Annotated in this window: 22 protein-coding genes; 12 read left to right on the top strand and 10 right to left on the bottom strand. The window is 44.9% G+C overall.

Annotation, left to right across the window (positions count from 1 at the left end):
- Positions 1–15: 15 nt before the first annotated feature.
- Together ACHZES_RS16985 and ACHZES_RS16990 are read right to left on the bottom strand one after the other, a co-directional pair.
- Positions 16–1,182 carry a tyrosine-type recombinase/integrase gene (locus tag ACHZES_RS16985; protein WP_395547039.1) on the bottom strand — a complete coding sequence of 389 codons (1,167 nt, stop codon included), beginning with the start codon at positions 1,180–1,182 and terminating at the stop codon, positions 16–18.
- Positions 1,183–1,493: 311 nt separating this feature from the next.
- Entirely contained in the window at positions 1,494–1,868 is a 375-nt protein-coding gene (locus tag ACHZES_RS16990) for a metal-dependent transcriptional regulator (protein ID WP_038277474.1), read from the bottom strand.
- 296 nt (positions 1,869–2,164) lie between these two features.
- Between ACHZES_RS16990 and ACHZES_RS16995 the strand changes: the two genes are divergently transcribed.
- From ACHZES_RS16995 to ACHZES_RS17010, 4 genes are all read left to right on the top strand, one after another.
- On the top strand, positions 2,165–2,710 hold the full coding sequence (locus ACHZES_RS16995) for a V4R domain-containing protein (protein ID WP_038277475.1): 546 nt from the start codon (positions 2,165–2,167) through the stop codon (positions 2,708–2,710).
- 3 nt (positions 2,711–2,713) lie between these two features.
- A complete protein-coding gene (locus ACHZES_RS17000) occupies positions 2,714–3,946 on the top strand; it encodes a GGDEF domain-containing protein (RefSeq protein WP_038277476.1) in 1,233 nt (410 codons plus the stop codon).
- Positions 3,947–4,027: 81 nt separating this feature from the next.
- Positions 4,028–5,077 carry a DNA adenine methylase gene (locus ACHZES_RS17005; RefSeq protein WP_395547037.1) on the top strand — a complete coding sequence of 350 codons (1,050 nt, stop codon included), beginning with the start codon at positions 4,028–4,030 and terminating at the stop codon, positions 5,075–5,077.
- Positions 5,068–5,916: a DNA adenine methylase gene (locus ACHZES_RS17010; protein ID WP_395547036.1), complete on the top strand. Its 849-nt coding sequence runs from the start codon at positions 5,068–5,070 to the stop codon at positions 5,914–5,916. The genes ACHZES_RS17005 and ACHZES_RS17010 overlap by 10 nt, the downstream gene beginning before the upstream one ends.
- Positions 5,917–6,037: 121 nt before the next feature.
- On the opposite strand, the gene ACHZES_RS17015 is transcribed toward ACHZES_RS17010, so the two are convergent.
- Complete coding sequence (locus ACHZES_RS17015) at positions 6,038–8,461, bottom strand: HAD-IC family P-type ATPase (protein ID WP_395547035.1); 2,424 nt, start codon at positions 8,459–8,461, stop codon at positions 6,038–6,040.
- Between the two features lie 187 nt (positions 8,462–8,648).
- On the opposite strand from ACHZES_RS17015, the gene ACHZES_RS17020 reads away from it, so the two are divergent.
- Positions 8,649–9,809, top strand: a complete 1,161-nt coding sequence (locus ACHZES_RS17020; RefSeq protein WP_395547034.1) for a tyrosine-protein phosphatase — start codon at positions 8,649–8,651, stop codon at positions 9,807–9,809.
- A 129-nt stretch (positions 9,810–9,938) separates the two neighbouring features.
- Here the strand turns inward: ACHZES_RS17020 and ACHZES_RS17025 are convergent, their stop codons facing one another.
- Genes ACHZES_RS17025 through ACHZES_RS17045 form a run of 5 tightly spaced genes read right to left on the bottom strand, consistent with a single transcriptional unit; the run spans position 9,939 to position 14,272 of the window.
- Complete coding sequence (locus tag ACHZES_RS17025; protein WP_038277480.1) at positions 9,939–11,036, bottom strand: PotD/PotF family extracellular solute-binding protein; 1,098 nt, start codon at positions 11,034–11,036, stop codon at positions 9,939–9,941.
- Positions 11,037–11,051: 15 nt separating this feature from the next.
- On the bottom strand, positions 11,052–11,840 hold the full coding sequence (locus ACHZES_RS17030; protein WP_395547033.1) for an ABC transporter permease: 789 nt from the start codon (positions 11,838–11,840) through the stop codon (positions 11,052–11,054).
- Positions 11,840–12,652 carry an ABC transporter permease gene (locus tag ACHZES_RS17035; protein WP_154526480.1) on the bottom strand — a complete coding sequence of 271 codons (813 nt, stop codon included), beginning with the start codon at positions 12,650–12,652 and terminating at the stop codon, positions 11,840–11,842. The genes ACHZES_RS17030 and ACHZES_RS17035 overlap by 1 nt, the downstream gene beginning before the upstream one ends.
- Entirely contained in the window at positions 12,645–13,721 is a 1,077-nt protein-coding gene (locus tag ACHZES_RS17040; protein ID WP_038277483.1) for an ABC transporter ATP-binding protein, read from the bottom strand. The genes ACHZES_RS17035 and ACHZES_RS17040 overlap by 8 nt, the downstream gene beginning before the upstream one ends.
- A gap of 17 nt (positions 13,722–13,738) precedes the next feature.
- On the bottom strand, positions 13,739–14,272 hold the full coding sequence (locus ACHZES_RS17045; protein WP_038277484.1) for a helix-turn-helix domain-containing protein: 534 nt from the start codon (positions 14,270–14,272) through the stop codon (positions 13,739–13,741).
- A 315-nt stretch (positions 14,273–14,587) separates the two neighbouring features.
- Between ACHZES_RS17045 and ACHZES_RS17050 the strand changes: the two genes are divergently transcribed.
- The 4 genes from ACHZES_RS17050 (at position 14,588) to ACHZES_RS17065 (ending at position 18,302) form a co-directional block, all read left to right on the top strand.
- Positions 14,588–15,643 carry a beta-propeller fold lactonase family protein gene (locus ACHZES_RS17050; protein ID WP_038277485.1) on the top strand — a complete coding sequence of 352 codons (1,056 nt, stop codon included), beginning with the start codon at positions 14,588–14,590 and terminating at the stop codon, positions 15,641–15,643.
- 71 nt (positions 15,644–15,714) lie between these two features.
- Complete coding sequence (gene aroC / locus ACHZES_RS17055) at positions 15,715–16,848, top strand: chorismate synthase (protein ID WP_395547032.1); 1,134 nt, start codon at positions 15,715–15,717, stop codon at positions 16,846–16,848.
- 119 nt (positions 16,849–16,967) lie between these two features.
- Positions 16,968–17,414 (top strand): ribose 5-phosphate isomerase B, encoded by a 447-nt coding sequence (rpiB, locus tag ACHZES_RS17060; protein WP_038277487.1) that lies wholly within the window; start codon positions 16,968–16,970, stop codon positions 17,412–17,414.
- Positions 17,415–17,438: 24 nt separating this feature from the next.
- Complete coding sequence (locus ACHZES_RS17065) at positions 17,439–18,302, top strand: NAD(P)-dependent oxidoreductase (protein WP_395547031.1); 864 nt, start codon at positions 17,439–17,441, stop codon at positions 18,300–18,302.
- A 48-nt stretch (positions 18,303–18,350) separates the two neighbouring features.
- On the opposite strand, the gene lepB is transcribed toward ACHZES_RS17065, so the two are convergent.
- Complete coding sequence (gene lepB, locus ACHZES_RS17070) at positions 18,351–18,917, bottom strand: signal peptidase I (RefSeq protein WP_195841183.1); 567 nt, start codon at positions 18,915–18,917, stop codon at positions 18,351–18,353.
- Between the two features lie 178 nt (positions 18,918–19,095).
- Between lepB and ACHZES_RS17075 the strand changes: the two genes are divergently transcribed.
- The 3 genes from ACHZES_RS17075 to ACHZES_RS17085 all read left to right on the top strand — a co-directional run bounded on the left by ACHZES_RS17075 (position 19,096) and on the right by ACHZES_RS17085 (position 23,524).
- A complete protein-coding gene (locus ACHZES_RS17075) occupies positions 19,096–20,145 on the top strand; it encodes a DUF3810 domain-containing protein (RefSeq protein ID WP_395547030.1) in 1,050 nt (349 codons plus the stop codon).
- An 82-nt stretch (positions 20,146–20,227) separates the two neighbouring features.
- Positions 20,228–22,540, top strand: a complete 2,313-nt coding sequence (glgB, locus tag ACHZES_RS17080; RefSeq protein ID WP_395547029.1) for a 1,4-alpha-glucan branching protein GlgB — start codon at positions 20,228–20,230, stop codon at positions 22,538–22,540.
- A gap of 42 nt (positions 22,541–22,582) precedes the next feature.
- Complete coding sequence (locus tag ACHZES_RS17085; protein WP_286173580.1) at positions 22,583–23,524, top strand: mechanosensitive ion channel family protein; 942 nt, start codon at positions 22,583–22,585, stop codon at positions 23,522–23,524.
- A 125-nt stretch (positions 23,525–23,649) separates the two neighbouring features.
- On the opposite strand, the gene ACHZES_RS17090 is transcribed toward ACHZES_RS17085, so the two are convergent.
- Positions 23,650–24,399, bottom strand: a complete 750-nt coding sequence (locus ACHZES_RS17090) for an SIMPL domain-containing protein (protein ID WP_395547028.1) — start codon at positions 24,397–24,399, stop codon at positions 23,650–23,652.
- Positions 24,400–24,834: the final 435 nt, after the last annotated feature.

A 24,834-nucleotide genomic window follows, 5' to 3' on the forward strand; every position in this document is an offset into this window, starting at 1 on the left:
AACCGGGTCGTTTTTTTATGTAATTTTTTTGAAAGCTGGGACAGGATCAGGTGCGATGGCTGCGGTTTCCATATTTAAAAGATACATATGGTTAAACTTTTCAATGGCTGCCTTTTTTTGTTCCATAAGGGAATGGGAATATACATTAAGAGTAATTGATACACTGGAATGGCCCAATAGTTCACTGATGGTTTTCACATCCACTCCCATCTCAAGGGCCCGGGTGGCGAAGGTATGGCGGATGGCATGAAATTTTCTGTCCTGCACATGAGCTTCTTTTAATAATTTCTTATAAAGCTTTTGAAAGCAGCGGGGATCTAAGGGAGTATCCCCGTCAGAAAAGATATAATGGTCTGGGCTTGCATGAGAAATTCCCCGCTCTTCTGACATTTTTAACAGGAAATCCGGCAGGGGCATCTTCCTTAAGGATTTGCGGCTTTTTGGAGCGCCCACCTGCAAAGATGTTTTGTTTTCACCCTCTTCAAAACGTTTTATTCTGGATACGGTCCGTGCTATGGACAGGGTACCGGCTTCCATATCAATATCTCCCCATTTAAGGGAACATAATTCTCCAAGGCGGATGCCTGTATAAAAGGACAGGATGATTCCTGTTGCACGTTTGTCTTTGGAATTCAGTGCCGCATTTTCTATGAGCCTTTGCTCTTTTAAGGAAAATACCTTAACCTCCTTGTCCTCGGGCTTTGGAACTTTCACTTGCTCAATAATGGAAAGACCCTCCGGCGCCCCTTTCAGGATTTCTTTTAAAGCTATTTTAAAAATAGTAAGATATTTTTTCTTAGATGAATCCGCCAGTCCGGTATTTTCTCTTATCATTTTTACAAAACAAAAAACAGAGTCTTCCGTAATTTGCTGATTCTCTTCCTCCTTAAAAAAAGGAATCACATAGTTATTCATGCATCGGTAATAGCTTTCATAAGTGGAGGGTTTAACCCGAAGGGCGGTATCCTCCAGCCATACCTCAAATAAGCAGCAGACATCATTGCCATTCCAGGATGACTTCTCTCGAGCGGATTCCTGTATTTCCTGGTAATTTTTCATCTTTTCTTTAACGCCTTTGTAGGTTTTTGAGTAGAAATAGCGATACCTTCCATCCGACTTTAAGCTCCTGCCTTCCCAACGGCCGTCTTTGCGTTTATAAATATTTTCTCCTCTTCTCGGCATTGTACAATACTCCTTTGCTTATCATATATTTATTATATGACGTTTCTAATAACGGCAAATAATCCAAATATTACCAGATCTATAGTTATAAAATCCACCTATGCAACTGCAGTGGAAGATATGCGGCTTCCCCCCCCCCTGCCGGCGCGGTTTATTCCATGGCTTGCTTTGAACCTGACCGGTTATCTTGCAGCCGTGCAGATGATGAAAAAAGTATATATACACCGTTATAAGGAATGGATGTAACGACCCTCCAACATAGAAAGAGCAGTCGGCTTGATTTGGCCTGACTGCTCTTTTTGTTTTCCTTTTTATGCTTCCTCTTCGCCATGTACGTGAGCTTTAATGGCTGTAAAGCTTTCCGCGCTTATTACGTGCTCGATCCGGCAGGCATCCTCCAGTGCGGTTTTAGGAGTCACCCCCAGGGCAATCAGCCACTCTGAAAGCAAGGTGTGGCGTTCGTATATCTTTTCTGCGATTTCCAGCCCCTTTTCCTGCAAAGTGATGTGTCCGTTTTCGTCTATCCCGATGTACCCGTTTTCCCGGAGATTTTTCATTGCCACGCTGACGCTTGGTTTGGAAAAGTCCAGTTCTTCGGCAATGTCTATGGAGCGCACATAGCCGTTGCGCTTCTTAAGCATCAGGATCGTTTCCAGATAGTTTTCGGCAGATTCCTGTATCTTCATATCATCACCCTCTTTCCTGCTTTCATTGGATATTCCTTTATTTTAACATGGATCGGCATAAGTTTTCAAGATGACTTCTCCTTATATTATTCTGTTACTTATTTATTCTGGTTACAGAAAATTTCTGTTACCATTTTTTTGTTGAAATATGTCAGATTTTTTATTATAATATATTATGGTTGACTTTATCATTTTGCAGATGCACAGACAAGATATGCTTAAAATATGTATGTATAAGTAACTGGACCAGGGCGAAGCAATCGGGCTGTGCAGGCGAAGATACAGGGGGGAGGCATATGTTCAATAATTTTCATATAGGAGAAGAAAAAGATTTTTCCTGGAGCATGATAGGGAATATAGCGGAAGGGAGGAGGAATCTGGGAGAAGGGATGCCAGTTATGATGTACAGGCTGTTCCAGTATTCCTTAAGAAGCGAGTTGTCACGGAGATTCAGTGAAGATATGGCAAGAGAGCTTTTTCGAAGGGCAGGAGAGCTTTCCGGAAGAGAATTTGCCTTACATATGTTAGATCTGACTCTTCCGTTCAATGACTTCCTTGCGTCCCTGCAAAATAGCCTTGAGGTACACAAAGTAGGCATTCTAAGAATCGAAAAGTTTGATCCCCGTACCGGGGATATAGTCCTGACTGTTGGGGAAGACCTGGATTGTTCCGGAATCCCTGTGACAGGAGATCAAGTGTGTAATTATGACGAAGGATTTCTTTCCGGCGTTTTAAGGGAATACACGGGAAAGGATTATCTTGTAAAAGAGGTTGATTGCTGGGCCAGCGGAGCACGTGTATGCAGATTTGAGGCTAATGTCGATCAACAGGCGAAGGTGTAGTGAATGACAGAAAAAGATGCGTCTGTTCTTTTGGAGCAGATTCGCAATATTATTTTAAATAAGCCGGTTTTCGGGGAGCTGGAGGAGAAAACACAGGTATACTCAGATCTGGAGCAGGCGGTTTTCTACCTTTCTCACTGTCTTATAGAATCCAATGAGCTTCTTAAGAACCTGGCGGAAGGGAACTTAAATGTTCCTCTGCCCGATCGTCACAATTTTCAGGCAGGTGAATTAAAACAGCTTCATGCTGCTTTAAAGCATCTGGCGTGGCAGACCGAACAGGTGATCAAGGGAGATTATAAGCAGCGGGTGAATTTTATGGGAGATTTTTCCCAGGCATTTAATGAGATGGTGGTACAGCTGGAAATAAGGGAAAGTGAGCTGAAAGAGCAGGCGGAAAAGATCAAGAGGTTTAATAGACTGCTGATATTCATTATGGACAGTCTGAAGGAATGGGTTGTTGTTATAGAAGAAGAGAATGGATCGGTATTATATACCAATGATTCAGCCAGAAAACGGTTTTATGACCCTGGAACACGGCAATTTGCCTGCGGGGGAGAAGATTGCCCTTTAATGGCCCGCTTAAAGTCCCATACCGGTCTGGAACAGGAATTGCGGTATGAATTCAAGTGTTCCAGGAATAAGACCTTTCAGGTAAGGTCCTATTCTTTGGTGTGGGAGGAGAAAAAGGCGGTGGTCCATCTCATGACGGATATTACCTATCAGAGGGAAAATGAAGCCTTCTTAGAGGTCATGGCCTATAAGGATGAACTGACCGGGTTGGATAACCGGCGCAGCGGCCTTCGTACCATTGACTCTTATATTCAAAAAGGCATTCCCTTTTCCCTTTGCATGATCGACATGGATGGGCTGAAAAATATCAATGACCTGTACGGACATTTGTACGGAGATGAATATATAAAGTCAGTTTCTCAAGTGCTTATGGACTCCGCCCGGGATATAGACATTACATGCCGGTTCGGAGGCGATGAGTTTATTGTTCTGTTCCGGGGCTGTGATGAAAAGGCGGCGAAGAAAAAGATGGGCCTGATTGATAAGAAGCTGGCCGATGTTGCGAAGGTCTATCCAATGTCCATCAGCTATGGAGTGGTTTATGTTGAAACAGGGACGGAACTGTCTCCGGAAGCCGCTTTAAATATAGCAGATGAAAGGATGTACCGCTTTAAAAGGCAGCGAAAGAAGAAAAATTACGGGTCGAGCGGCAAAGGAATTTAGAAAGCTCAACTTTTCTTGTGTTTTTTATGATTTTACATTATAATGATAGGCAGGTTAAAATGAAATAGGAGCAAGAAAAGAATGAGATTTATTGGAAGCAAGACATTGCTGCTGGACCAGATTAAGCAAGTGATTGATGAAAAGGCACCGGGAGCGGAGAGCTTTTGTGATATATTTTCTGGAACCGCAACGGTTGCCAGATATTTTAAACAGTGGTACCAGGTCTGTTCCAATGACCTGCTGTACTTTTCCTATGTGCTGCAGAGGGCTACCGTTGAGAATGACAGTGTGCCGGAATTTGTCCGTTTGCAGGAAGAAACCGGGATCGAGGATCCCATAGATTTTTTTAACGGCAGGGAAAAAAAGGATTTAGAGGAGCTGCCGAAGGAGCGCCGGTTTTTTCAGAATACCTATGCTCCCACAGGCGGCCGCATGTATTTAAATGACGAGAATGCTCTGCGCATTGACTTTGCCAGGTGCACGGTGGAAGACTGGAAGACTGCCGGACTGCTTAGTGAGGACGAGTATTATTATCTGGTCGCCTGTATTGTGGAGGGAATCCCCTTTGTCTCCAATACCTCAGGAACTTATGGCGCATTTCACAAAGACTGGGAGAGGCGAAGCTACAAACGGTATGAACTGTACCGGCTGGCCGTGACACACAATGGAAAGCAGAACCGTTCTTTCAATGAAAACGGAGCGGATCTTTTAAAGCATCTTAAGGGGGACATCCTCTACATTGATCCTCCCTATAATGCACGCCAGTATCTTTCCAATTACCACGTCCTTGAGACAGCAGCCAGATATGATTATCCAGTGGTGCGGGGAGTTACCGGCCAACGGCCTGATGAAGGGCAGAAATCAGAGTTCTGTATGAAGAACAGGGCGGTTTTGGCGTTTGAGGAATTGCTTGAGAATGCACAGTTTAAGTATATCATCTTAAGCTACAGTACGGACGGACTTATGACGGTAGATGAGATTGAGAAAGCCATGAAAAAGTACGGGAAGCCGGAGACCTTCCAGATCTATGAGATCCCTTACCGGAGATATAAGAGCCGGAAGGTGAAGGAGACAGAACGGTTACGTGAGCTTTTGTTCTATATGGAAAAGCAGGTGCCGCCATGTACATAAAAAGTCCTCTAAATTATACTGGAGGGAAATTCAAGATTCTGGAGCCTATTTTTGAGGCGTTTCCAAAGGATATCAGAACATTTGTGGATGTCTTTGCAGGGGGCTTCAACGTAGGGATCAATGTGGACGCCAAGCAGATCGTCTGCAATGACCAGATCATGTATCTGATCGAGCTGTATCAGATGTTCCGTTCCACTGACATCAAGGAAATTCTGGAGAGGATTCAGGGCCTGATCTCAAAATATGAGCTGACCCAGCAGAACGGGGAGGGATATTATGCTCTTCGTTCAGATTATAACAAAACAAAGGATTTAACGGAGTTGTTTGTCCTGGCCTGTTATGCGTTTAATCATCAGATACGCTTTAATAACAGCCATGAATTCAATTCGCCCTTTGGGAGGAACAGAAGCTCCTTTAACGGCAGCATTGAAAAGAATTTAACGGAGTTCTGCCAAGCTCTCCACGAGAAGAACATTGAGTTTTCTAACCTGGACTTTATGGAACTGGACTTTACCGGCCTGGGGCCGGAAGACCTGGTTTACTGCGACCCGCCTTATCTGATCTCAACGGGGAATTATAACGATGGGAACCGAGGATTCAAGGACTGGAAGGAAAAAGAGGAGCAGGCTCTTTTGGAGCTTTTGGACCGGCTTCATGAACAGGGAACCAAGTTTGCCCTATCCAACGTCCTGTATCATAAAGGATTGTCCAATGATCTCTTGATCGAGTGGAGTAAACGGTATCAGGTACATTATATTGATAACACCTATTCTAACTGCAGCTATCAGTTTAAGGAACGAAATGCTGTCACGGTCGAGGTGTTGATTACCAATTATTAATAAAGGTTTAAAAGTCACGGGGAAATTTCCACAGGCTGTTAAGAAGCCGGCTGATCCAATATGGATTCGCCGGCTTTTTTAACATTTTATGAAATAATTGTTTCATTGGTAAAAACTTTGCTTATTCACGGACACTCCGCTTCAGCCAGCCGGCAGTTTTCAATATATGATATGCCTCAACCGCCTTACGGCAGATATTACCCAGAAAGCTATGAACATGATAGCTGAAATAAACTAGCGGCATATAAAAAAATACGTTACGGCTGAATAAACTGGATAACATAAATAAATTGCCCAAAAGCGCGAAGCATAGAATAAAGCTGCTTATTAGTCCAATTAACAGCAATCTAATGCGCGGTGTATATGGTTTTGCCAGCTTCGACAGCTGGTAAAAGCCCATTACCCCTATTAGGAATACGATCATAGTAGAAGATTCCTCTGTGGGAATATGAAAGAAAATACTCGCCAATTGTATATAAAGTGAATTAAAAACAACTGTTATTGCAGCAGGAATTGTGTGCTCTAAATTATTTGTAAGAAGCTTTCCCTCCGGTCGGGAGTAATTAGCCTGCAGCGCCAAAAAGAATGACGGTATCCCAATCGTAAGTTCATTAATCGGCATCATTTGCAGCGGCGCAATCGGATAGGGATATGGAATAAAAATATAAATCAGTGTAAGCAAAACAGAGTAGGCTGTCTTTAAAAGAAAAATCGCTGCAACTTTTTCAATGTTGTTGATAACCCTTCGTCCTTCCTTTAAAACGTCAATCATGACACCGAAATCGTCGGTTATTAATACGAAATCAGAGGCGGAACGGGCAGCATCGCTTCCGCCGACCATTGCAACGCTGCAATCGGCTTCCCTCATTGCCAGAATATCGTTTACACCGTCTCCTGTCATACATGCGGTATGGCCATTTTTCTTAAGGCCACGAATTAGTTCCCGCTTTTGCTGCGGTGTTACATGACCGAATATGGTATACTCTTTGGCGATAGCCGCGTAGTCAGCTCCATTTTCTACAAGGCTCATATCAATGCTTTTTTCTGATCCTGGAATTCCAGCCTTCTCTGCAACCGCTTGGACAGTACGGGGATTATCCCCGGAAATCACTTTTAAAATCACACCTTCCTGTGAGAAATACCGGAAGGTCTCATTTGCATTCTCCCGTATATGGTCTGAAAGAATCAAAAGAGCAAAACAGCTTAGTTCCCCTGGAAGTTTCTCTTCCGCAATAGATAAAGGAGAGTGCGCAAGACACAGTACTCTAAACCCCAAGGCGGCCTCTGCATTGGCCTGCTCTAAGAAATTTTTATTACTGCCCCTAAATACAATGTTTGGCGCACCAATGATATAGGTGCCCTTTTCTTTAAAGGTAGCACCGCTCCATTTACGCTCTGAGGAGAAGGGTGAAATGATATCAGCAACCCAATTTTCCGTTTTTCCAAATGCTTTGGTCAATGCTGTGGCTGTTGCATTCTTATCATCCAAAGTCCCCATTAGTTCAGATACGGCTAATTCTACCTCTTTTTCAGAAACATAGGAATATAGTTCCAGCCGTTCAAACTGCAGAGATCCGTCTGTTATGGTTCCTGTTTTATCCAGACAAAGCACATCTGTGCGGGCTAAAGTTTCTATACTGTATAATTCCTGGACCAGCGCCTTTCTTTTTGCCAGTTTCAGTGCTCCAACAGTCATAGTGACACCAGTTAATAAGATCAGCCCAGCCGGTATCATGCCCAATACAGATGCCGATGAGCCCAGTACGGCAGTTTCCAGCGTATCTCCAAGCAGAAAATATTTCATGTAGAATAATGTGGTGCCCAGCGGCAGTATCACAATGGTCAAAATCAGGATAATACGGTTTAATGTACGAAGAAGCGGAGGAACCTGCTTTTTGCTTTTTTTTGCCTCCACGGTCAGAGAGTGCGCATAACTATCTTCCCCGATTGCAGTTATTTGGGCATAGCCATGACCACTAGTCACATAGCTGCCTGATAGAAGAGTATCGCCCTTTGATTTTTGAATCCGGTCGGCTTCTCCGGTTAAAAGGGATTCATCTACTTCAAGCCGCTCCGAAGAAACAACCAGGGCATCTGCACAAACCTGGTTACCGATAGACAGTATTACAATATCGTCGAGTACAATCTCATCCTGTGCCACTGTATATTCAGCTCCATCCCGGATTACGGTTACATGGGCCTTGGTTAATACAGAAAGTTTATCTAATCCACGTTTTGCCCTTAGTTCCTGAAAAATCCCCATACACGTATTGCTTATGGCAATTCCAAGAAAAAGTATATTTTCCGGATGTCCGACAATTACCAGAATTACTGCCAGGAAAATATTGATGAAGTTGAACAGTGTAAAAATGTTCTTTGAGATAATACTGGAGATTGTCGGGGTCAGACCCGTTCTTTGTGTATTCACAGCCCCTGCATCGATACGGTCGCGGACTTGTTCTGCAGTTAGTCCTGTACTGATATCAGGATTGCATCGCTTTATCGATTTATTTATTAATAACCCTTTGCCCTTTTTATCTTTCATAAGATGATCACCATTACAATTCCTATATAATTCCGTCGTTAACTGGTTCGTAGGTCTTCCAAATAGGTTGCCCGCTTTTTCTGCCAGTTAAACAAAAGTCTGTTGTTCAATTATGCTTAACATCATGCTTATTCTGTGGTATTCTTGATGTGTGAGGTTTATAAAAAATATTATATGGAGGCGTTTTATGAAAAGGAGAAGATGTATTTCGATTGGCTTATTTATTGCTGTATTCTTAAGTGGTGCTAAGCCTGTTTACACCATGGCTTATGAAAATGCAGGTGTAATACAAGAGTCCCAGAACCAGTTGTCCGTTAAGGTTTCAAAGGTGCATGAAAAGTATGGCAATGTATATATTGGCATTAAAAACCCCGATTTTCTTAAAATATTCCAATATGGTGACATCGTGGATGTGACAATTGGAGGACAGTCCTTAGCGGTTCCGGTATGTTCTTCCTATAGTGATGTAGACAGCAAGAAGGTCGTAATCGTTGCATCGTCAGCTGAGGATAAAGCGAATGAGGACATCATATTGGCAATAAATCTCGGAAGCTTTGCAGATACATACGGGACGGCAGCTAATGATGATGTAACGATCACCCTTTCAAAAAAGGGAGGTTATCTGGATGAATACGAAATACGTCAATTGAAACGTACGAACAACCGAGATGACTATAGCAGTGATGAGGTGTTTGCCAATTTCCGTGAAGTAACTTATGGAAGTATAGCTCCGGGCAGGCTATACAGGTCATCCAATCCGATTAATCCGGAAATTGGAAGAAATCTATACGCGATGCGGCTTACGGAGGCTGCGGGAGTTAAGGTTATATTTAATCTTTCAGAAACAGCCGAAGAGGTGGCGGCTCATTTGGGAACCGATACCAACGGCAATCTTGCATATTACAAGGGACTGAATGATATCGGTAATGTGTACGCAATGGGTATGGGGCTTGATTCACAATCGGAAGATTTCAAACAGAAACTTGCAGTTGTTTTACGGGAAATGAGTGAAAAGAAAGGTCCTTACCTTATCCATTGCGTAGAGGGAAAAGACAGGACAGGTTTCGTTGCCGCATTGCTTGAATCCCTGATGGGTGCGAAATATTGGGAGATTAAAGATGACTATATGGACAGTTTCGTTAATTTCTTTCATGTGCCTGTTTCACCGGGTCAATATGACCGGATTGGGAACAATAACATCCTGGAGAGTATGAGGCAGATGGCTGGTATTCCCAAGGGAGGCAGCCTGAAAGGGGTAGATTTGTCCAAAGCAGCAGAGAATTATATTAAATCAATCGGTTTAACAGACGATGAAATAGAACAAATAAAAGTCAATCTTTCTAACTGAGCCAGACGAACAGACAGTTTAAAATAATGGCACAAAAGGCAGATGAATAAAGGGTATGGTACATGTCTCTGTGAGACACCCTTTAAGCATCTGCCTTTTTTATTCATTTATAATCATGCTTCAGGCCATTTAATTGGATTTTACTTCTTTCCAGGCTTCATTGTAACGGGAATCCACTTCATCCCCCAGATACTTATACACTTCGCTGTTCTTTAAAGAGTCCACGTCCGGGAAAACAGCTTTGTTGTTCTGCAATTCCGGATCAAGTAAATCAAAGGCACCTTTATTTGGAGTAGGATAGGTGATGTAGTCAAAATTCTTTTTGGCAATATCAGGACGGCAGAGGAAGTCGATCCATTTCTCTGCGTTTTCCTTATTAGGCGCATTGGCGGGAATGACCCAGGAATCCAGCCAAAGGTTGGTTCCTTCCTCAGGAATCACGTATTCTAAGGAGTAGTCAAGGCCAAGGTCCTTTACTTCATTCTGGATGTAAAGCATTTCTCCGGAATAGATGACACCTACTGCAGCCTCGCCGCCGATCATCTTATCCCTGACCTGATCGATGACATAAGCCTGAACCAGAGGCTTCTGCTTGATTAGCAGTTCCTTTGCTTCCTTGATTTCTTCTTCATTGGTGGTGTTAGAAGAATAGCCGAGGGATTTTAATGCTACCATAAAGGCATCCCGGACGCTGTCCTGCATAAGGATGTTGTCTTTAAATTTTACATCCCAAAGATCGGACCATTTGGTTGGAACGTCTTTCGGGTCTACCATGCTTGTGTTATAAAGAATTCCTACGGTTCCCCAGCAGTATGGAACGGAGTATTTATTTTCCGGGTCAAAGCTCTTTGACATCTCCTGGTATCTGGGATCAATCTCTTTTATATTTGGAACATTGTCAAAATTGATTTCTGCCAGAAGGTTGTTCTCGATCATTTTCTGGATCATATAATCGGATGGGCACACCGCATCATATTTTACGCCTCCTGCCTCGATGACAGGATACATCTCTTCATTGGTTTCAAACATGTCGTAAACGACCTTGATTCCGGTTTCTTTTTCAAATTCCTGGATAACGGATTCGTCAATGTACTCACCCCAGTTGTATACGTAAACCTCTCCGGCGCTTCCCGACTTGGGGGCGGATTTTCCGCAGCCGCTTAAAAGGGAGAGAGTAAGAGCACACAGGGAGCCGACTGTCATGATCTTAGATAAAGTTTTTTTCATGTGAATATTCTCCTATTATTTTTTACGCTTTGGTGCAAAGTTGGTGATGAGTAACAGCACCAGCACCGTGATAAAGATGATATTTGACAGCGCGTACATGGAGGGCTTGATTCCACGGCGTACTTCGCTGTAAATTAGGGTTGAAAGAGTATTGATGCCGGCTCCCCTGGTAAAGTGCGTGATGATAAAATCATCTAAGGACATGGTGAATGCAAGGAGAAAACCGGAAAGCACACCTGGAAGGATATCCGGGAACACCACCTTGAAAAATGCGGAGACCGATGTGGCTCCTAAATCCATGGCGGCTTCATAAGTGCTTTTATCTGTTTGCTTTAACTTAGGCATGACGCTTAAAATGACATACGGAATGTTAAAGGTAATATGTGAAATTAAAATGGTCTTAAAGCCCAGAGAAATCCCAAAGGCGATAAATGCCAGCATAAGAGAGATTCCTGTTACAATATCCGCGTTCAGCATGGGGATGTTGGTAACGCCCATGAAAAGGGAGCGGGGGACCCGCTTCATGCCGTTAATGGCAATGGCCGCAGCGGTGCCTATAATGACTGCGATCAGGGAAGATAAGAATGCGATCAGCAGTGTATTGTAAAGGGCTGTCATAATGGTACTGCTTGAGAACAGCTCTGTATACCATCGGGTGGTAAATCCGCCCCACTGGGTACGGGATTTGGAACTGTTAAAGGACAGCACCGTCATGGTGGCAATAGGTGCATATAAAAACACCAGAATGATCACCAGGTAAAAATCCTGGACAAATCGTTTGATAAAATCAGTCTTTCTGTTCATCAGAATGCCGTTCCCTCCCCGTTCTTATCGTATTTGGCAATAAGCGCCATGCTGATCAGAATAAAAATCATAAGAACCAGGGAAAGGCCGGAGCCTAAATTCCAGTTGCTTCCCTTGGTAAACTCCTGCTCGATTACATTGCCGATCAGAAGGATCTTACTTCCTCCCAAAAGGTTTGAGATAACGAATGTGGTAAGAGCCGGTACAAATACCATGGTGATACCACTTACTATGCCGGGGATGCTTAAGGGAAAAAGAATCCGGAACAAAACCTGAACCGAGTTGGCCCCTAAGTCTCTGGCAGCGCTTATCACATTGTCGTCAATTTTCATCAGTACGTTGTAAATAGGAAGAACCATAAACGGCAGAAAGTTGTAAACCATGCCGAGGATAATGGCTCCCGGTGTATTGATCAGATTCTGGTTAGGCAGGTGGAGAGCGGTCAGAATGCCGTTTATAACGCCGTTCTTTTCAAGCAGTGTCTGCCATGCCAGGGTCCGGAGAAGGAAATTCATCCACATAGGAAGGATGAAGATAAAAACGATAAAGCTTCCCTGACCCATCCCTCTGGAACGCAAAACCATGGCTAAAGGATACGCAAGAATCAGGCAAAGGACTGTGCTGATAAAGGAAAGCCCCAGAGAGAGCCAAAGGGCCTTTGCATGTTCTGGTGATGTTACGGAGAGGACATTTGCCAGGGTAAAGGCACCGGACCGGTCCGTGAGTCCGTAATACACAATCAGCGCCAGCGGGATCAGGATAAAGCCGATCATCCACATGATGTATGGGCCGGATAATAATTTTTTACTCATTGATTCCCACGGCCTCCTCATCCTCGGAAGCCGGCTTGTTCATGATCTGAATGTCGAATGGGTTTACGTGGATGCCCACCTCTTGTCCGACCGGGAACATATCCGTGCTGTGTACCAGCCATTCAAAGCCGTCAGGAGTGGTCACTTCCATCTCATAGTGGACGCCCTTGAAAATTAAATGGGTTACAATGCCTGTTAAGGTGCCTTCCTCAGGAGCTACCAGGTCGATATCCTCCGGACGGATGACCACGTCAACCGGCTTATGAATTCCAAAGCCCTTATCCACGCACACGAATTTGGCATGAAAGATCTCCACCAGTTCATCCCGTACCATAATTCCGGGCACGATGTTGCTTTCTCCGATGAAGTCAGCCACAAAGGCATTTTCCGGTTCGTTGTAGATGTTCTCCGGGGAGCCCATTTGCTGGATATAACCCTGGTTCATAACAACGATGGTATCGGACATGGTCAAGGCTTCTTCCTGGTCATGGGTAACGTAGATAAAGGTGATGCCCAGCTCATTTTTCAGACGTATCAGCTCATACTGCATATCCTGCCGGAGCTTTAAGTCCAAAGCTCCCAAAGGCTCATCAAGGAGAAGGACCCTTGGCTCGTTTACGATTGCTCTGGCAATGGCGATCCGCTGCTGCTGGCCGCCGCTTAAGGAGCTTACCGTGCGGTTTTCAAAGCCGTCTAAGTTGACCAGCCTTAAGGCATACTTGATCTTATCCTTTATATAAGCTTTTGGTTTATTTTTAATTTTTAATCCAAAGGCAATGTTTTCTGAAATGGACATGTGATTAAACAAAGCGTATTTCTGGAACACAGTATTCAGTTGACGCTTGTTGGGAGGCAGGCTGGTGATGTCCTGCCCGTCAAAAATCACCTGCCCTTTGTCAGGGCTTTCAAAGCCGCCGATGATCCGAAGGGTTGTAGTCTTGCCGCATCCGCTGGGTCCTAGCAAGGTAACGAATGCGTTCTCCTTTACCGAGAGGTTTAAATCATCCAGTACCATGGTACCGTCAAAGCTTTTCGTAATATTCCTTAAATCAATTAATGGCTGACCCATGTCCCTTTATCCTCCTGTTAAAAGCTTGGCGGGGAGCTTACCCAGATGAGAGTAGCGCCGGCCTTGCTGCTTAAGTAATGTTTTTTGTCTGATACAAAGTAAAAGGATTCCCCTTTTTTGGCTTTATATGTTTTGTTACCTATATGGATGGAAATATTACCCTGCAGTACGTAGCCGAATTCTTCTCCCTCATGGGGATTATCAGGATAGGTTTCACCGCCGGCTTCCAGGGTGAGATGGATCGGCTCCATCATGTTTTTCTGCGCATTGGGTATGATCCATTTGATTTCATTCTTAAGCTCTGCATCGTGTTTCTCAAAGTAATCGGATTTTCCGAATACGATCTGTTCTTCCGGGCTTTCATTGAAGAACTCGCCGACAGAGGTCCCAAGACATTGTAAAATATCTAAAAGGGTAGCAATGGAGGGGGAGGTCAAGTCCCTTTCCAGCTGGGATATGAACCCCTTTGACAGCTCTGCGCGGTCAGCCAGTTCTTCCTGTGTAAGCCCCTTTAAGACTCGAAGCTCTTTTAGTTTTGTACCGATATCCATATGCTCCTCCTTTATGTTAGTGATAATCTGAAAGTTTACCTATACTAACTGACGATAAATATAACTAAAAAGTTTAGTAATGATAAACAGGCAGCAAAATACATTATACTGTTTTTTCATTGTATGTCAATAGTTTTTAAGGAAGTTTTTCCTTAACAAACAAGGAAATTTATGATATGATAGTTTTAGTTTACACAACGAAGTTCGATTCGCTTATCGGCTGGTCGAACGGCTGATTTTCTGGATTCGGGCAACACTTAAGTTTGCCTTTATTAAGAGGATCATGCCAAGGAAGATTTCAGGAGGAAAAGTGTGATGAAAGGCAAGTATATGGCTTATGTAGGTTCTTATTCCTACAACGGACAGGCAAAGGGGATTACTGTATACGATGTTGATGTGGAAGAGGGCCGTTTTATTCCTAGATGCGAGGTGGAAGTTGATAATGCTTCCTATGTGATCGCTTCTAATGATGGAAAGACGCTGTACTCCATCGCGGATGAAGGAGTCGTATCCTTCCGAATTCATGAGAATGGGGCCATAACAAGGCTTAATTCAGCGAATATTAAGGGAATGAGGGGCTGCCATCTGTCTACCGATGCGGATGACAAGTACATCTTTGTATCAGGATACCATGATGGAAAGTCCACGGTGCTTCGGCTGAATGAGGATGGCTCTGTAGGTGAGATCGTGACCGGAGTGTACCATAAAGGACTTGGCAGCGTGGCAGAGAGAAATTTCCGCCCTCATGTGAGCTGTTCAAGAAGAACTCCTGACGGTAAATTTATCATGGTGGCTGATCTGGGGATTGACCAGGTTAAGATTTACCGTTTTAATGAGCATGACGAGGAGATGGTCCTGGTGGATGCTCTGCACTGCGAGCTGGAATCCGCTCCCAAATGCTTCCGTTTCAGCAATGACGGAAGATTTTTCTATCTTATCTCTGAGTTAAAGAATGTGATTGATGTGTTTACTTATGAGACGGGCGAGCGGCAGCCAAAGATTGAGAAGATCCAGACGGTTTTCACCGCCGGGCCAAAGCAGAGCCAGCTTACTGCGGCATGCTCTATGCGCATGTCCAATGATGAAACCCATTTATTTTGTGGCAATGCGGGCGACAATTCTGTTACGGTTTACGAGCGGGACAAGAACACAGGGCTTTTAGAAGCCTTATGCTGTCTTCCCATAAGCGGCAGCTATCCCAAGGATATCTGCGTTTTTCCGGATGATAAGCATATTGCTTCCATTAACCATGAGTCAGATAGTATCACATTTTTTACGGTTGATTATAAGAAAGGGCTTCTTGTCATGAATGGCAAGGAACTAAAGGTCAATGAACCGAACAGCTGTGTGATCGTAAAAGTAAGCAATTAAATACCTTGAAGGTACAGGCATCCCCCTATACTCAGAATGCATGGGTATAGAAGAGGAAAGGAGAGACATACATGGCAGGATCAACACTGGGGACAATATGGAAGGTAACAACCTGGGGGGAATCTCATGGAAAGGCCATCGGCGTCGTGCTGGACGGCTGCCCGGCGGGTCTTAAACTGGAGGAGGCAGATATCCAGGAATACTTAGACCGGAGAAAACCGGGGCAGAGCAAATTTACCACAAAGCGCCAGGAGGCCGATCAGGTGGAGATCCTGTCCGGGGTCTTTGAAGGAAAGACAACCGGGACTCCCATTTCCATGGTGATCTGGAATACGGACCAGCGCTCCAGGGATTACGGAAACTTAATGGAGGTCTATCGTCCGGGCCATGCAGATTTTACTTTTGATGAAAAATACGGGATCAGGGATTACCGGGGCGGTGGCCGTTCCTCCGGAAGGGAGACCATTGGAAGGGTGGCGGCCGGCGCTGTTGCCGCCTGTTTCTTAAAGAGTCTGGGAATTACCGTGACCGCTTACACCAGATCTGTTGGGCCTTATGAAGTAAAGGCAGAACAGTTCAGCATAAAAGAACGGGATAATAACAGCCTTTTCATGCCTGATAAGGAAACCGCGGCTCTTGCCTGCGAATACTTAGAAGAGATGATGGGAAAGCTGGATTCTGTAGGAGGCGTGGTGGAATGCGTCATTGACGGTGTTCCAGCCGGAATCGGCGATCCGGTATTTGAAAAATATGATGCAGCTCTTGCCAAAGCGGTCATGTCCATCGGAGCAGTCAAAGGCTTTGAAATCGGAGATGGCTTTGAAGCTGCACGTGCACTGGGATCCCAGAATAATGATGGCTTTTGTCAGGGACTTAATAAGGAGGTGGAGAAGATCACCAACCACGCAGGTGGTATTCTTGGAGGTATCAGTGATGGTTCCCAGGTGGTCCTCCGCGCAGCCTTTAAGCCCACGCCGTCTGTGGCACAGTCCCAGAAAACTGTGACGCGACTGGGTGAGGAAACAGAGATTCAGATCAAAGGGCGCCATGACCCCATTATTGTTCCGCGGGCAGTGGTGGTAGTGGAAGCCATGGCAGCGCTTACCACGGCGGACTTACTGCTTGCCAACATGGCTTCCAGAATGGACAGGATCCTTGCCTTTTATGGCCGGCCGGCGGCTGGGGACGTGGAAGGAAGCTTATAAACTTGATAAAATCCGGCATTTATGATATGTTAAATGCCGGATATATTTTGCACAAGCAATGAACTGAACAAATAAGCCTGCAGCTTGGCAGGCGATGACTAAGTGACAGGAGAATGACGATGAAGATTGCAATGGGAAATGACCATACGGCCATAGAAATGAAGAATTCCATCAAGGAATTTGTAGAGAGCAAGGGATATGAGGTAATCGACTTTGGAACCAATTCCACAGAAAGCTGTGATTATCCGGAGTATGGTGAAAAGGTAGGACGCGCCGTTGCAGACGGAAAAGCTGATCTTGGAATTGCCATCTGCGGAACCGGTGTGGGAATTTCCCTTGCCTGCAACAAGGTTAGGGGAATCCGGGCCTGTGTCTGCAGCGAACCCTATACTGCAAAGCTTTCCAGGATGCATAATGATTCCAATGTGCTCTGCTTTGGGGCCCGTGTCGTCGGCCAGGAGATGGCAAAGATGATTACAGAAGAATGGCTGGATGCAGAGTATGAGGGCGGAAGACATCAGCGCCGTGTAGATATGGTGATGGATATCGAAAAAAGAAACGAATAAAATTGTATTGGGAAGGGGTAACTTATGAAAAAGATCGGATTTATCGGAATTGGAATTATGGGAAAGTCCATGGTGCGCAATTTAATGAAGGCCGGATATGAGGTGGCGGTATACTCAAGAACCAAAAGCAAGGCAGAAGATGTCCTTTCAGAAGGTGCTATATGGTGTGAAGATGTGAAGACCTGCTCCAAAGGCAGGGATGCAGTCATCACCATCGTTGGGTATCCGCAGGATGTGGAAGAAGTCTATTTTGGGGAAAATGGGATTATCGCAAACGCAGACAGAGGTACCTGCCTGATTGACATGACTACCACCAGCCCTAAGCTTGCAGTACGGATTTATGAAGAAGCAAGTCAGGCAGGGTTAAAGGCCTTAGATGCCCCTGTGACAGGGGGAGATACCGGTGCAAGGGAAGGTACCCTTACCATACTGGCAGGAGGAGACAGAGTCATCTTTGACCGTTGCCTCCCTGTTTTTGAGGCAATGGGAAAGGCCATTAGGTATGAAGGAAAGGCCGGAAACGGACAGCATACCAAAATGTGTAATCAGATCGCCATTGCAGGAGCCCTTTCCGGTGTCTGCGAGGCAATGGTCTATGCAAAGGCCAATGGTCTTGACGTAGGTACCATGGTGGATTCCATCGCTACCGGTGCGGCCGGAAGTACCCAGTTAAATGCAATGGCTCCCAGGATCCTATCCGGGGACTTTACCCCGGGATTTTTCATCAAGCATTTTATCAAAGATATGAAGCTTGCGGCCGAGGAGGCAGAAGGCGCCGGTATCCGGCTAGGGGTGCTTGATCACGTCCTTTCCATGTATGAATCCATGGCTGCTAATGGTCATGAAGATGAGGGAACACAAGCTTTGGTCAAATATTACCAATGGTAAAAGAAATATAAAACGCAGGCGGAGCAGCAGCTCCAGCCTGCATTTTTCTTATTCAATCTTTTTTATGGAAGGGAAATAACGGAACAGGACTTTCGCGATGATCTTGTCCTTTTCCACGAATTTATGTTTCCACCTTCTGGCATCTGCGGAGAAATTCCGGTTGTCTCCAAGCATGAAGTAACAGTCCTCCGGCACTTCATAATGGGCGTCAGGCTCCGGTTCCATTGGCTCCGGAAGATAAGGCTCTTCAAGAGGCGTATCGGAATTGTTGATATAAACTTTTCCGTTCCGGATATCGATGATGTCGCCGGGAAGGCCGATGACACGTTTTACGTAATAGGTTTTTCCGGTAGGGTCATCAGGGAAATGGAAGATGGCTATATCTCCCCGCTTCGGATCACCAAAATAATAGGACAGCCTGGAGCCAATGACCCGGTCTCCTGTCATAATGGTCTTTTCCATGGATCCGCTTGGGACCCTGCTGTTTGCAATGATGAAATTATTAAGTAAAAATGCAATGACAGCGGCAGTTATGATGATCTTGATCCAACTGATGATTTCTTCCCTCCAGCTGAACGGTTCCCGTTCTTTTGGCATGTTATCGTTTTTTTTCATATGATCTCTCTTCTTTTCCTTCATGATGGTTCCAATACAGAGTTTAAATGAGATTGATTTATAACGCAAGGGGTTTTACAAAATGGTAAGAAAATATTCACAAATACTCTACGGATTGTCCATAAAATCATGATATCATAATTTCAGATAAAAAAATCACACCAGGGGGAGCCGGATTATGGGAGGGAAAAGCCGGAATCAGGATTGGGGGCTTATTGCAGCTTCTGCATTCATGTTTGCAGTTTCATCGCTGCTTCAGATACTGGCAAGAAAGGTTCCTGGTTTTGGGGACTGGTATGCCAGGCGGGTTTACCGGTTTATGGTAGGAAGCATTGGAAGGCTGTCAGGGGGATTTCCCTTTGCTTTTGTGGAGGCCGTCACCTACCTGCTTATTGTGTACGTTGTTTTCTACGTCTTCATCCACCGTAAGGAGGGGAAGAAGATCCTCATAAGAGCCGTGTTTCTCGTTACCGGCCTTTTTTTACTATTTACGATTAATTGTGGTATTAACTATTACAGGAAGCCGTTTTCCAGCTATTCAGGGTTGGATATGAGAAAGTCTTCCATAGAGGAACTGGAGAGCCTTTGCCTAAAGCTTACAGATGACATAAACCGGATGTGCGCAGAAGGCATAGCAAAAGAAATGAACTTAAAAAGCCTGGAAAAGGAAAGCGTAAAGGCTATGAAAAGGTTGGGGGAGGCTTATCCGGAGCTGGCAGGTTATTACCCGCATCCAAAGCCCCTCTTATGGTCTTACTTCTTTTCCGTCCAGCAGCTTTGCGGCCAGTATTCCCCTTTTACGATTGAGGCCACTTATAACCGGTCCATGCCGGATTACAACATTCCCCATACTGTCTGCCATGAACTGTCTCACCTAAGAGGGTTCATGAGAGAGGATGAGGCTAACTTCATTGGTTATCTGGCCTGCATTGGCTCTGAGGATGATGGGTTCCGCTACAGCGGATACTTAACCGGCTGGGTTTATGCCACCAATGCCCTGGCAAAGGTAGACCGGGTGGCATATGCTGAAATCTGCGGACAGCTTAGTGAAAAGGCATGGGATGATTTAAGATACAACAATGAATTCTGGGGGAAATATGAGGGGAAGACTGCCGAGGTTTCCAACCGGATGAATGATACTTATTTAAAGCTCAACAGCCAGTCGGATGGGGTCAACAGTTATGGCAGAATGGTTGATTTAATGCTGGCGTATGCAAGGCTTAAATAAGTGCAATTCCTGGCTGACTCTTGAAAATTACTAGACCTGGTGATAAAATATTTCCATAAAGAGGGACCAGGAGGAGTCATGTATGGATGGAAAATTGTATGATTTGATGGATTGGGCCGGCATTGAAGAGATTGTATATTCAGAAGCAGCGAATCCCCACGAGATTCTGGGCCCGCACGTAACAGAGCAGGGGCTGCTTATCCAGGCATTTATTCCTACGGCAGAATCGGTGATTGTCCGTTTTAGGGAAAGCGGTAAGGAATACTCCATGGAGCTTGCGGATGAAGCCGGTTTTTTTGCGGCTCTCATACCATGCAAAACTGCAGCAGCTTATACCCTGTTAGTTACTTACGATAATGGGACATCAGAAGAATGTCTGGATCCCTATTCCTTTTCAGCCTTTTATAAGTCGGAAGACATAAAAAAGTTTGAATCCGGAATTCACTACAGCATCTATGAAAAAATGGGGGCGCACCCCATGTCTGCAGGTGGAGCGGAAGGGGTATACTTTTCCGTGTGGGCTCCCTGTGCCATGCGTGTCAGTGTGGTTGGGGACTTTAACCTGTGGGATGGCAGGCGCCACCAGATGAGGAGGCTGGGGGATTCCGGTATTTTTGAATTGTTTATTCCCGGCTTAAAGACTGGAGCGATATATAAGTATGAGATAAAGCATCAAAACGGGACTCCCCAGCTTAAAAGCGATCCCTACGCGAATTACTGTGAGCTGCGTCCCAATAATGCTTCCGTTGTTTGGGATATTAACCAGTATTCCTGGAATGACCAGGAATGGATGAAAAAGAGGACAGGGGCTGATTACAAACAAAATCCCATGTCCATTTATGAGGTGCATTTAGGCTCCTGGCTCCGGAAGGAAGTGGAGCTTGACGAAAGCGGAGCGGCCGTCGTTGGCTCTGAATTCTATAATTACCGTGAAATTGCAGAGAAGCTGGCAGAATACGTAAAGGATATGGGTTACACCCATGTGGAGCTTCTTCCCATCATGGAGCATCCCTTAGATGCCTCCTGGGGATATCAGGTGACCGGGTATTATGCGCCCACCAGCCGTTACGGTACGCCGGATGATTTTATGTATTTCATGGATTATATGCATAAGCAGGGCATCGGCGTGATTTTAGACTGGGTTCCGGCTCATTTTCCCAGGGACAGCTTTGGACTCGCCAGTTTTGACGGAACCTGCGTATATGAGCATAAGGACCCAAGACAAGGGGCGCATCCCCATTGGGGAACGTTGATTTATAATTACGGCAGGCCAGGCGTCAGTAACTTCCTGATCGCCAATGCTCTTTTCTGGGCGGACAAGTACCATGCGGATGGAATCCGTATGGATGCGGTGGCTTCCATGCTCTACTTAGATTATGGCAAAAACCCGGGGGAATGGATTCCCAATATTTACGGCGGCCATGAAAACCTGGAAGCGGTTGAGTTCCTGAAACATTTGAATTCCATATTCAAGGGCCGAAAGGATGGGGCGGTTATGATTGCGGAGGAATCCACGGCATGGCCCCGGATCACGGCTGATGTAAAGAGTGAAGGATTGGGCTTCGACTATAAATGGAATATGGGCTGGATGAATGATTTTACTGGATATATGCAATATGATCCTTATTTCAGAAAACACCATTATGGCGAGATGACCTCCAGCATGCTTTATGCTTACAGTGAAGATTTTATCCTTGTATTCTCCCACGATGAGGTGGTCCATGGAAAAGGTTCCATGTTTGGCAAGATGTCTGGAGAAACTCTGGAGGAAAAGGCGGCGAATTTAAAAGCAGCCTACGGCTTTATGATGGGACATCCTGGTAAAAAGCTTTTGTTTATGGGTCAGGATTTTGCGCAGATCAGCGAATGGAATGAAAATAAAAGTCTTGACTGGGAGATCCTAAAGTACCCCCTTCATAAGCAGACACAGGATTACGTAAAGGCCTTGAACCATCTTTATAAGTGTCAGCCGGCTTTGTACCAGCTGGATTATGATCCGGACGGCTTTGAGTGGGTGGAATGCACGGACTCCAAAGACAGCATCGTAGTCTTTTTAAGAAAAACAAAGAAAAAGGAGGAGACGCTTCTCTTCCTATGCAATTTTGATACGATGTGTCACGAAAAATACCCGGTAGGGGTTCCCTTTGAAGGAAAATATAAAGAAATATTAAACAGTGATGACAAGGCTTTCGGAGGGCAGGGCCGGGTAAATTCACGGGTAAAAGTCTCTAAGAAAAAAGAGGCGGATGAAAGGCCGGATTCCATGGAAATAACCGTGGCTCCCTTAAGCATCATGGTCTTTACCTGTACCCCTGTAAAAAAGTTGCCGGCTTTGGCAGGGAAGAAGACCAGGAAGCCCGCATATACTGAAAAGGCAAAGGTTGAAAGAAAATAATTTGATTTATTAATACATAAAAAAGGATCAGGAGGTTATGAAATGATATTTTATATGGTTTCCAGTGTACTTCTGGGAGAACCCCTGGGAGACAGTGTACTTCCGGGAGAGTCCCTGGCAGATTTGCAGCAGGAGGTACAGGAAAACTTAAACCAGTTAAGGCCCAATGTCGTGCTGGAAACCTTAAAGGGCTGGGCTCCCGGGCTCATAGCGTTCGGGATAAAGCTTCTCATTGCCCTGGTGATTTTTTTTGTTGGCTCCAGGATTATTAAGTTCTTCAATCGTATGCTGAACCGCTCTTTTAAGAGGGTGGATATGGAGGTCAGCTTAAGAAAGTTTCTGCTGTCCGTTTTAAACGCCGTCATGTATTGCCTGCTGGCTTTTATCGTAGCAGGACAGATTGGCGTGAATTCGGCTTCTATCGTAGCTTTGCTGGGATCCGCAAGTATTGCCGTGGGTCTGGCAGTCCAGGGAAGCCTGGCTAATTTTGCAGGCGGGGTTCTCATCCTTCTCATGAAGCCATTCCGTGTAGGGGATTATATCGTATCCAGGGATGGGGAAGGTACGGTCCGTACCATTGGACTGGTGTATACTGTATTAAACACAGGAGATAATAAGCAGGTGGTCATTCCCAATGGAACCCTATCCAATTCCCCCCTTACCAATGTGACCGCCATGGATAAGAGGCGGCTGGATGTTCTGGTGGGGATCGGATATCATTCGGATCTAAAGAAGGCAAAGGAAGTTTTGGATAACATTTTTCGCAGCCAGAAGGGGATTTTATTAGAGGAGCCCATAGATATTTTTGTCAGCGACTTAACGGAAAATGCCGTTACCATCGGAGGTAGGGGCTGGACCGCCTTAGACGATTACTGGCCGGCCAGGTGGGAGATCTTAGAAAAGATAAAGCTGGAATTTGAAGCTGCAGGAATTGAGATTCCCTATAGCCGGATGGAGGTGCAGGTAGAGGACCGTCATTCCTGATATAAAAGAGGTATTTTAAAGCTATCATGAAAATAACGAAGAGCACTGGATGTCAGATATAACATTGTCTGACATCCAGTGCTCTTTCTAAAGGAGATTCCAAAAGACTGGAGCATCTCTTTATTTTATTTTACCCGGAAGGTCACAGTTACCTGAGCTTCTACCCCGATCTGACCTGGTTCCACAACTACGGATTTGGCTCCGGCTGCGGCATCTTCCTTAGCTGCAGTGGAGTACCGGATATTCGGATAGGAATTCATTTCTTCAATGTGAGCGATCCCATCCAGGGTGACTCCGCTGGCAGCAGCAATTGCCTCTGCTTTAACCTTGGCGGCTTCAACAGCCTTCTTAAGGGCTTCCCTATAGTTTTCATCGTATTTGCTGGAAAGATAGTTTACGCTGTCAATGCAGTTAATACCTGCTTCCACGCTGGAAGAAAGCATGGTGCCCACCTGGTCAATCGGAAGGTCGGAAACGGTAATGCTTGTGCGCATCTGATATCCGGTGATCTGCTGGCCGGTATTGTTCCAGTCATACATTGGTTCAAGACCGTAGCTTGAGGTCTGGATGGATTTTTCGTCAATGCCGGAATTCTTCAAAAATTCGATGACACTGCTTGTATCTTTGCTGTTATTCTCCTGGCAGGCTTTGGGATCTCCGGCCTGAGAGAGCACTGCAAAATTGACCTGTGCCATATCGGGAACCACCTTTACTCCCTCTGTGCTGCTTACCTGTATGGTATTGGTATCTACGTTGCTGATGGTAGTTAGATTAGCTCCGGGAACGGAAGCTGTCCCTGTTTGGGCGCATGCAGTCATGCTTAGCACGGTTGCGGCTATCAGAGCGGCAGCCAGCGGCTTATTCATTTTTCTCATAAATATTTCCTCCTTTTCATATTTTATATTCTACAGGAAAAATTTAGAAATTAGTATTTCTTTTCCCTTAACATTTAAGTCAAATTTCATAGGTTTTAATTACGAAAATCTGACTATGGAAAAAAGTGGACATAAGGAATAAAAAACAATGGAAGAAGGCAAAATAAGGGACGCAAATTGTGAAAAGTGCCTAGAAAAAGAAACGAAAATGTAATGGTTTAACGAAAAAAGAAAATTTGGCTAAATCTATTGCATTTTTTTGTGCAATGTGTTATCTTATAGCCATAGGGTTATTGGAAACGTTACCGATATCGTTACCAGAAGGTTAATATCCAATGGCCAGGAAAGATAAATCCTGAGAATAAGCAGGTGCAATAAGTTTCTGTGTGGAGGGCATGCAGGAAAAATTGGGGGTTGAGTGGACGGATCCATCAA

The sequence above is a fragment of the Lacrimispora sanguinis genome, from assembly GCF_044987295.1.
GTDB classification, from domain to species: Bacteria; Bacillota; Clostridia; order Lachnospirales; family Lachnospiraceae; genus Lacrimispora; species Lacrimispora celerecrescens_B.